Source organism: Streptomyces sp. NPDC005752, from assembly GCF_040630715.1.
Classification (GTDB): Bacteria; Actinomycetota; Actinomycetes; order Streptomycetales; family Streptomycetaceae; genus Streptomyces.
In genome coordinates this window covers 1-8,645 of record NZ_JBEXYB010000064.1, presented here as the reverse complement: position 1 = coordinate 8,645, position 8,645 = coordinate 1, and the positions used below count along the sequence as shown (strand labels likewise).

At 64.8% G+C, this 8,645-nt stretch carries 9 protein-coding genes; 5 read left to right on the top strand and 4 right to left on the bottom strand.

The genetic code is table 11. From position 1 onward, the window contains the following. Positions 1 to 737 precede the first annotated feature (737 nt). Positions 738 to 944, top strand: a complete 207-nt coding sequence (locus ABZ441_RS32515) for a hypothetical protein (protein ID WP_358980838.1) — start codon at positions 738 to 740, stop codon at positions 942 to 944. A gap of 203 nt (positions 945 to 1,147) precedes the next feature. On the opposite strand, the gene dbpB (ABZ441_RS32510) is transcribed toward ABZ441_RS32515, so the two are convergent. Genes dbpB (ABZ441_RS32510) through ABZ441_RS32495 form a run of 4 tightly spaced genes read right to left on the bottom strand, consistent with a single transcriptional unit; the run spans position 1,148 to position 5,538 of the window. Continuing rightward, the gene (gene dbpB / locus ABZ441_RS32510) at positions 1,148 to 2,251 is read right to left on the bottom strand and encodes a DGQHR domain-containing protein DpdB (protein ID WP_358980836.1); all 1,104 of its coding nucleotides are present in this window, start codon (positions 2,249 to 2,251) and stop codon (positions 1,148 to 1,150) included. A gap of 43 nt (positions 2,252 to 2,294) precedes the next feature. Continuing rightward, the gene (gene dpdA, locus ABZ441_RS32505; RefSeq protein ID WP_358980834.1) at positions 2,295 to 3,515 is read right to left on the bottom strand and encodes a tRNA-guanine transglycosylase DpdA; all 1,221 of its coding nucleotides are present in this window, start codon (positions 3,513 to 3,515) and stop codon (positions 2,295 to 2,297) included. Beyond that, on the bottom strand, positions 3,512 to 4,645 hold the full coding sequence (dbpB, locus tag ABZ441_RS32500) for a DGQHR domain-containing protein DpdB (protein WP_358980832.1): 1,134 nt from the start codon (positions 4,643 to 4,645) through the stop codon (positions 3,512 to 3,514). Before dbpB (ABZ441_RS32500) ends, dpdA begins: the two co-directional genes overlap by 4 nt. After that, positions 4,645 to 5,538, bottom strand: a complete 894-nt coding sequence (locus ABZ441_RS32495) for a hypothetical protein (protein WP_358980830.1) — start codon at positions 5,536 to 5,538, stop codon at positions 4,645 to 4,647. Before ABZ441_RS32495 ends, dbpB (ABZ441_RS32500) begins: the two co-directional genes overlap by 1 nt. A 123-nt stretch (positions 5,539 to 5,661) precedes the next feature. On the opposite strand from ABZ441_RS32495, the gene queC reads away from it, so the two are divergent. From queC to ABZ441_RS32475, 4 genes are read left to right on the top strand one after another with little or no spacing between them, the layout of a single operon-like run. Continuing rightward, a complete protein-coding gene (gene queC / locus ABZ441_RS32490; protein ID WP_358980828.1) occupies positions 5,662 to 6,357 on the top strand; it encodes a 7-cyano-7-deazaguanine synthase QueC in 696 nt (231 codons plus the stop codon). 2 nt (positions 6,358 to 6,359) lie between these two features. Further along, on the top strand, positions 6,360 to 6,995 hold the full coding sequence (gene queE / locus ABZ441_RS32485) for a 7-carboxy-7-deazaguanine synthase (protein WP_358980826.1): 636 nt from the start codon (positions 6,360 to 6,362) through the stop codon (positions 6,993 to 6,995). Then, positions 6,995 to 7,351, top strand: coding sequence for a 6-carboxytetrahydropterin synthase QueD (gene queD, locus ABZ441_RS32480; RefSeq protein WP_358980824.1), 357 nt, complete (start codon positions 6,995 to 6,997; stop codon positions 7,349 to 7,351). The genes queE and queD overlap by 1 nt, the downstream gene beginning before the upstream one ends. 3 nt (positions 7,352 to 7,354) lie before the next feature. Next, positions 7,355 to 8,128: a GTP cyclohydrolase, FolE2/MptA family gene (locus ABZ441_RS32475; RefSeq protein ID WP_358980822.1), complete on the top strand. Its 774-nt coding sequence runs from the start codon at positions 7,355 to 7,357 to the stop codon at positions 8,126 to 8,128. Positions 8,129 to 8,645 lie beyond the last annotated feature (517 nt).

The following is an 8,645-nucleotide window of genomic DNA, read 5'->3' as shown; positions in this document are numbered from 1 at the left end:
CAATCGCCCACTTCAGACCACGCGAGAAGACCGAGAGCGACGACGGGCCGCCCCCGCAAGCCCGCACCGAGCGCGATTCGGGTCAAGATGCCCGTCGGGCGCCACCGAACGAACACATCTCCTCGGACTGACACACATGCACCAAACTGCCATTTCTGTCAGTTGACGAGGTATCTCACCAGACGTCAGAGATGTGCGGTTTACCCGAACCGCATACACGACGGGAACCGCTTCTCATGGCTCCGGTGAAGGGTGGACGGCTTGAGGAAAGCCCAACTCGTCCAGCAGTGTGCTGAAGAGGTCCTCCGCGAAGGTCTCCCGTGAGCGCAGGAGTGCGGGACTTATGTGCCCAAGCGGCCGTGGCCGCCCTTTGTGAAGGCGCCTTCGACAAGTTCACCGAGGTCGTGGTGCCGTTGCTCACAGCCACGGGTCAGGCCGGCGGGGGCGACCGCGCTGCGCCGCACCGGGCGGTACTCCGACGCCAAGCCGTACCTCGCCGACCGGTCCGCCGTGGTACAGGCGTGTGCCCGGTGAGTATTGCGGCAAGGCGGCACAGATCCGGCACCGCTGTACCGCGCCCTGTGCGCCAACCCCGCCACCCGGCCCGCCGTGGTGGGCCTCGGCTAGTGCGGGGTTCGCAAGGACGCGTACCGATCCGGACGATCCTCTGATCCGGACGATGCTCGTGCACCAGGCCCCCTGGGTGCGCGGCGGCGGGCCTACGGGCGCTGGAGGCGGTGCGCGTCGACGACGTACGGCCGCTCCTGGGCGATCCGTCAGCGGAAGCGGTCAGGCAGGCGACCGCGGCTCTGCCCTCCGTGGGCCGACCGCAGGGGTCGCTGTGCGGACTCCTGGCCGAGGACGATCCGCACCACCAGTGGGTCGCGGCGATCCTGCTCCTGCGGGCGGCCCGGATGCACGCCGGGGCTGAGGACCGGATCTGAACTGCTCCGCCGGACAGGCACGAGGGCGCACCAGGCAGTTGGCTGGCACCGGTGTCTTGGGGCTGCTCTTGCCGGGATCTACCGAGGGCTTGCCTACAGACGGCCCGGCGCCATGCGCGTGATAGGCGCGCCCTGTCCGGCAGGGTCCGACACGTTGCGTCAGGGACGTTCACCGTGTCCTGTGCGGACACGGTGAACGGGAATCAGTCTCGCCCTGCGCGGACCAGGAGGCCGGTGAGCAGGCGGATGTCGTTGGGGGTGTTTTGCAGGCCGTTCCAGCGGCGTTGTTCGCCGTCGGGGAAGCGCCACATGCCCGAGGTCCAGGCGGTGATGGGCATCAGGCCGAGGATGGCGTTGCGGACGGTGTCGCAGTCGACATCGTCGGCCGTCATGCCGTCGGTGAGGGTGTCCATGACGAAGCCCATAGCCTGGATGCCGGCTCCGTGGGTGAGGCGGGACTGGCGGGGCGGGAGTTTCCAGGCGTCGCTGAAGGTTTCCTTGACGATGGTCCAGTAGGAGCGCAGGTGCTTGAGCATGAGGTCGACGTCGCCGGAGCCGTCTTCGGGGTTGCGGTACTGGTAGAGGGCGCCTTCGAAGAGGCTGTGTTCCAGCATGCGCAGCACTGCGGTGTCTTTGATGTTGCCGTGTGGTGAGGTGGGGCTGGCGATGCGGCCGTAGAAGGGGCCCTGGCCGTCGGTGTTGAGGCGGGTCATCAGCTGCGCCGGCAGGCGCTTGCGGGCGTAGGCAGGCGGGAGGTGGCCGCTTGTTTCCGGCAGAAGCTCGTGGATGAGGCCCTTGGGCAGCGGTTTGGTGGAGTTGACCAGGATGAACTGGGAGCGCTGGTCTTCGCTGTTGTCAGCGATGAAGCCGACCGCGGCGACGGGGAATTCGGCGAGGTCGGCGTCGCGGATGGCGGCGCTGCGCTGCTGACCGTCCACGATCAGGGCGGGCTTTTCTTCGTCGGGAAGGGATTCATCGACGGAGATGATCAGCTCACCCGGGATGGAGTATTCGACGCCAGTGCTTCGGCGGGCTGTGGTCTCGAACGTGACCGAGTCGTCGAAGGCCAGGACCAGGGCGTTGGGGAGCATCGCGTTGTCGGACTCGAGGTAGCGGCGGATGCCCCGGATGTGGCTGAGAACCTCGGGCCGCTGGTAGCCCTGCAGGGCACTTTCGTTGTCGCGCCGGACGCGGGAGACGGCGGCGAAGCTGTGGATCTTCTTTCCGTCGACAGCGAAGCAGTAGATTTTCCTGTCGCCCTGGCGCACTTCAAGTGCAGGGAGCCTGAGTTCGTAGCGGTCGGCCATCGCATCTCCTGACAATGGTTCAAAAGAGTAACAAGGAAGTATTTTACCCGAAGGTAAGTTTTCGCATTTTTGCTTCAAGCACGGTTAGATTGTGGAATCCGCGGCGCTTGTTGCGCTCGCTCCCCCGGAATATCATGATCTCGATACCGTGCTTCTTGCATAGCGCACAGGGGCAAGTGCGCCAGGGGGCGTCATTCAGAGTACGCTTATAGATTTCTAGATAGCTCTTCTTTTTAGGCCCGAGCACGAGGGATTCGTAAACCGCAAGGACAGTCAGGACCTCTTCTTTGGAGATTTCCTTGGCGTCGAATTCCCGTAGGGCGCGTAGGCATGCCCGTTCGGCGATGATGGCTTCGGCCTGCGACACGTTTCCGGAGAGGATGAGCCGTTTAAGAGCGGGGTTTCCGTCAACTTGGGGGACTCTGATGGCCGTGTAGGATTCGGTGGCTGTGTGGTAGTTGTTCCGGTCGTCCATGAAGGCCTGGCGGAAGACGGAGGTGCTGTCGAAACTGGTGACACCGTGGCGGGCGAACTGTTCCATGCTGTCGACTCGGTTGATGCCGAGGAGATGCAGTTGCGTTTCCGGGGAGCGGATGTCGTCGATCGCGCGTAGGCAGGAAAGGATTTCGTGGGATTTGAGGGGAACCATGCCGCCCAGGGCGATCCGCTGGTATCCCATTTCCTGCAATTGTTTCACGCTATGCGCATAGCTTTGGGGACCCCATCCCTGCGCCGCCCCAACTGGTTCAAAGCGGGCACCAGTCTTTTTTGTGGCAGTGATAAATTCTTCTGCGAGGTCTAGTGAGATTTGCTGCCGGGCGATCCAGGAATCCTCGGGAAGCGTGTCAGACTCTTCGGGAATGTATCCGAAGATGATGTGGTCAATGCTGATTCCTGCATCGAATCCGCAGCGTCCGTAGAAATCGAGAACTTCATCCACCTCGTAGGGAGGGCGTTCTTCATCGATGTAGTTAAAGGCGCCGCAGTCACCAATGGTGAGGCAGGTTGCAGGGAGGCGAAAAAAGCTCCTGATGCCCAAGCGATAGAAACGCTCACGCTGCGGGGAGGAATACTTTCCTGATCCCTTCACGGATCCGTCGACGACCGCCTTGCTGACGAGGATCCCGTCGTAGGGGATCGGCGTCACGGCCTGGTGTGCGTAGACATCGTCGCGTTGGCGGACTCGGTAGGGCGAGTACTCGTCGTTGACGAAGTCGTAAGTGGGGCTCACCAGGTCCTGGCTGTCAGGGAAATAGAATTTCACGCGACTTTTGCCTTTTCCTGCACATAGGTACGGAGGAGGTAGTTCGAGAGGGTTGAGATGTGGCGCGGATTGTTCTGGAGTTCGTTCCAGGGGATGTTGAGGTCCGGCCAGCGCCCCTCGGTCCAGCGGCAGTGCGGTGCGATCAGGGCGAGTTCGGCGCGTGCCTGCTCGAGCGCGTGAGGGGAGGTGGGAGGGATGGTCATCATCACGCGGTCCATGAGGCGCCCCATGGATCGGATGCCCACTCCGTGCATCAGTCGGCTCCTGGTGGCGGGCAAGGCCCAGGCTTCGGGGAAGGTGTCGCGAACGGCGCTCCAGTAGATGACGAGGATCTGCCGGATGGTGGCGGTGTCAACGGTGCCGTTGGAGAGGTTTTTGTAGGGAAAGAAAGCGCCGGATGGGGAATTAAGGGCTTCCTGGATGGCTGTGGTCAGGCTGTTGTCGGTGACGACGGCCTCCGCTTTTTGCTCCACGGTGGTGGAGGGGCGGCGCACCAGTCCGCAGAAGGGCGAGTCCTTGTCATGGTTGAGGGCTTCGACCAGGACCGAGGGAAGTTTTCGGGCGGAGAGTTTGGTCGGCAGAAGCGTGCCGACTTCGGGGAGCAGTTCGGTGACAAGGTTGGTCGGCAGTGGGGAGACTGTGTTCACGCGCAGGAACTGGTCTCGCTGGGTCTCGAGGTCTTCGGCAACGAATCCGGCGATGGTCACGGCCAGGCGGGTGTTGCGGGTGCGGGCCAGGGCGAGGCTGCGCTGCTGGCCGTCGACGATCCAGGCTGGCCGGGGGGCGTCGGGGGAATCCGGCAGCGGGATCTCCAGGGTCCCGGAGGTGCACAGGCCGTCGCTGCTGCCGGGGCCGGGGCTGGACTTGAAGCGCACATCGGAGGGCAGGGCGAGGATCAGTCCATTGGGAAAGAGGACCTCGTCGCCATCGAGGTATTCCAGGATCTGCTTGACGTGCTGCTTCTTCTCGGGGCGCTGGTAGCCGATGAGCTTGCCGGCCTCGTCCCGGGAGATCCGTGCGACGTCGGCAACCTGGTGGACCTCTTCGGCCGCCAGTGTGAACACATACAAAGGGATCGTGGGGTGCTGCTCGATGCGCAGGGCCCGGCGCTTAAGCACGGTGGAAGTCATCAGCGGCCAATCGTTGACGTGTACAGGTCTGCGAAGCGCTTCTGTTCGCAGGCCATCCCCTTGTCTCTGAACAGACGCAGCAGACGGGTACGGGACGAGTCGGGGTAGATGCTCTTCATCTCCTTGATGAAAGCGATCACCGTCCCGTCCGGCACGGGGGTGCGGGCGTAACTTTCGGGACGGGCGGCCTGCGCAGCCCAGGCACCCCAACTGGCCTGTGCCTGTGGGCTGATGAGGCGGCCCGGTGTGCAATGCTCGAGCCACGAGGCTGCCGTGCGGGTGTTCAGGCTGGTAAGGGTCCCGCCGAGGGCTTGGCGTAGGTCTGCGTTGGCCGGAACCCGCAGTATCCCCTCCACCTCGCAGGCGCCCCCGATCAGTACCGTCTCGGCGCCGGTGGCGGCAAGGCGGCGCAGGTCGTGCTGCATGGCGTGGGCATAGGTCCCCGACACCACCACCAGGACCCGTCCGGCGACGGTCGCGACATGGGACAGATCATGGGCCCCGTCCAGCTGCTGCAGACATTCCCACCACAGGGATGCCTCGTGACTGGAGGAAGTCACGGAATCTGCATGTCGTGGCAGGAAAGTCGCGGCATACGACGGCGCAAGGCTGGAGACTGGCCGCAGGCCCAGGCCGGCCGAGGCCGCGTAGAGGCGGGGGGCGAAGCCCGCGCGGGTTGCTGCATCGGTGAGAGCGAGGGCTCGCTTCCACTGATCCCCTTGGTAGAGGTCCTGCAATGCCGTCGGCCGGTTATCGGCCCCCTGTAGGCGGCGCGCCCATTCTGCGGCTCGCTGCAGCAGATCGCCGGCAGGCAGGGTGCGCGCCTGCAGCGCCGGGGTGGGCGGTGAGGTCTTTCGGTCCGTGCACGTGACCACGATGGGCAACTCGTTCACTGCGACTCGACCCCTGGCTTCCGTAACTCGCGTGTTGTTGTGATTACTGTAGCCGGTAGTTAGGGGGGTAGGCTGCATCTGCCTCGGTTGAGGAAACTGGACTGCAGATAAGGGAGTGACAGCATGGACCGTCCCGCGATCGTGTTGCTGAGCGGCGGCCTGGACTCGACCACGGTGCTGGCCATCGCCAAGGACCAGGGATTCACTCCCTACGCGCTCAGCTTCCGCTACGGCCAGCGGCACAGCATCGAGTTGGAGTCGGCCCAGCGTGTGGCGCAGGTCCAGGGCGTGGCCCGGCACGTCATTGCTGACATCGATCTTCGTGTCTTCGGCGGCTCGGCTCTGACGTCGGACATCGAGGTACCCAAGCACGAGGCGCTGGAGGACGTCGAGGAGGATGGGGTACCGATCACGTATGTGCCGGCCCGTAACACCATCTTCTTGTCCTTCGCACTCGCGTTCGCCGAGACTGTCGGCGCGAGCGACATCTTTACCGGAGTAACAGCCGTGGACTACAGCGGCTACCCCGACTGCCGCCCCGAGTACATGGAGGCCTTCGCCACCATGGCCAACCTGGCCACCCGGGCCGGGGCGGAAGGAACTTCCAAGATGACCCTGCACTCCCCCTTGATCGCACTATCTAAGGCCGACATCGTCCGCGAGGGCCTGCGCCTGGGCGTGGACTATTCCCTCACCTCCTCCTGCTACGACCCCGACGAGCAGGGCCGGGCCTGCGGCCAGTGCGACACCTGCCTGCTGCGCCTGAAGGGCTTCGCCGAAGCCGGCGTGAAGGACCCCGTCCGATACCAGAGCGCCTGAGTATGACCTACCTGATCAAGGAAATCTTCTACACCCTGCAGGGCGAGGGCAGCCACGCAGGGCGCCCGGCGGTCTTCTGCCGCTTTTCCCGCTGCAACTTGTGGACGGGTCGGGAGCAGGACCGTGCCCGCGCCATCTGTCAGTTCTGCGACACCGACTTCGTCGGCACCGACGGCGAGGGCGGCGGCCGCTTCCGCACCCCGCAGGACCTGGCCGCCGCCGTCGAGGCCGCCTGGCCCAGCACCGACCCTGCCCATCGGTTCGTGGTGTGCACCGGCGGAGAGCCCCTGCTGCAGTTGGACGAGGAAGCCATCGACGCACTGCACGAGCGTGGCTTCGAAATCGCGGTGGAGACCAACGGCACCCGCCCGGCCCCCCGGGGAATCGACTGGCTGTGCGTCAGCCCCAAGATCGGCTCCACCCTGGTCCTCACCCAGGGCGACGAACTGAAACTGGTCTACCCGCAGGCCGGCGGCGACCCCGCCCAGTTCGAAGACCTGGACTTCCACCACTTCCGGCTGCAACCACTGGACGACACCCACCGCGAAGCCCACACCCGTGCCACGGTCGAGTACTGCATGAAGAACCCGCGCTGGACACTCTCCCTCCAGACGCACAAGTATCTGGGAATTCAGTAATGGAAATCTTTCGCGAGTTCACCTTCGAAGCTGCGCACCGCCTCCCGCGTGTACCGGAGGGCCACAAATGCGCGCGCCTGCACGGCCACTCCTACAAGGTGATCGTGCACGTCAAAGCCCCCGTCGACGCAGAACTGGGCTGGGTCATGGACTTCGGCGACGTCAAACGCGCCTTCAAGCCCATCGACGCACAACTCGACCACTACTACCTGAACGACATCGAAGGACTGGACAACCCCACCAGCGAGAACCTGGCCCGCTGGATCTGGGACCGGCTGATCGACGAGCTTCCCGCACTGTCCGCGATCACCGTGCGGGAAACCTGCACCTCCGGCTGCACCTACCGAGGCGCGTAAGGCATGCACGATATCCAGAACGAACCAGACCGCCGAGGCATCGCCATCGACGAAGTAGGCATCAGCGGCCTGCGCTATCCCCTCACCTTCGACGACGGCCACACCCGACAGCAGGGCATCGCCGACATCAGCGTCACCGTCGGTTTGCAAGCCGACCGGCGCGGCACCCACATGAGCCGCATGATCGCCCTCGTGCACGAGGAAGTCGCCACGCTCACCCCGCAGGAACTGCCCCTCGCCCTCAAACGAGGCCTCACCCTGCTCGACGCACCCTCCCTCGCCCTGACCCTGTCGCTGCCCATCGCCACCTCGGTGACCGCGCCTGCCAGCCGGCAAGAGTCCTGGCAAACCCACGACGTCACCGTCACCGGCCGCATCACCACCTCCGACTGTACGGTCGCCACCGCGGTGACCACGCATGTCACCAGCCTGTGCCCCTGCTCCAAAGCCATCTCCGATTACGGCGCCCACAACCAGCGCAGCGAAATCACCCTGGAGATCACCGGGACCGCGGACGCCCCCTACCCCCTGCCCGTCCACGAGATCGTCGGCCTGCTGCGCGCCACCGGCTCCGCCCCTGTCATCCCGCTGGTCAAACGGCCCGACGAACGCGTCATCACCATGCAGGCCTACGACTACCCCGTCTTCGTCGAAGACCTCATCCGCGACATCAGCCTCACCTGCCGCGACAAAGCACTCACCCACACCGTCACTGCGAAAAACCTCGAAAGCATCCACAGCCACAACGCCATCGCCACCCTCCACCACACCTGCTGAGAGCCCCAACGCGGACTCACCACTGAAGGCGCCGGGCGCACCAGTACCGCACAAGAGGTATTCATCGCCCGCGCACCGGCACGGTGGCACGCGGACACGCAGCGCCGCTCGGAGCCCCCTTGTCCGGACCCCTGCGGGCAGGGGGTCTCGCCCTCCACGGCCACCAGGGCGACCCAGGTTCGGCAGCGGACGCCGGGGCACCGAGCCAACCCCGGCTTGTGCGACACCCTGCGCCACAAGTCAGCGGATCGGCCATCATCCAGCGCGCTAAGAAACCGGTCCTGGCCTCAAAGCCCGTGATGCCCATCCGGGATGCGGCCGCCACGACACTTCGTCCGCTGCAGCCGAAGTGGGCTTGATCCGCTTTGACGGACATTCGAGATCTGGGGTTCAGCCCCGGGAGGATGTCCATCATGGAGAGCATGGGGAAGAAGAAGCCTCGCCGCCCTCGTCGTTCGTTCACGCCGGAGTTCAAGGCCGAGATCGTCGGGCTGTGCCGACGAGGTGACCGCTCGGT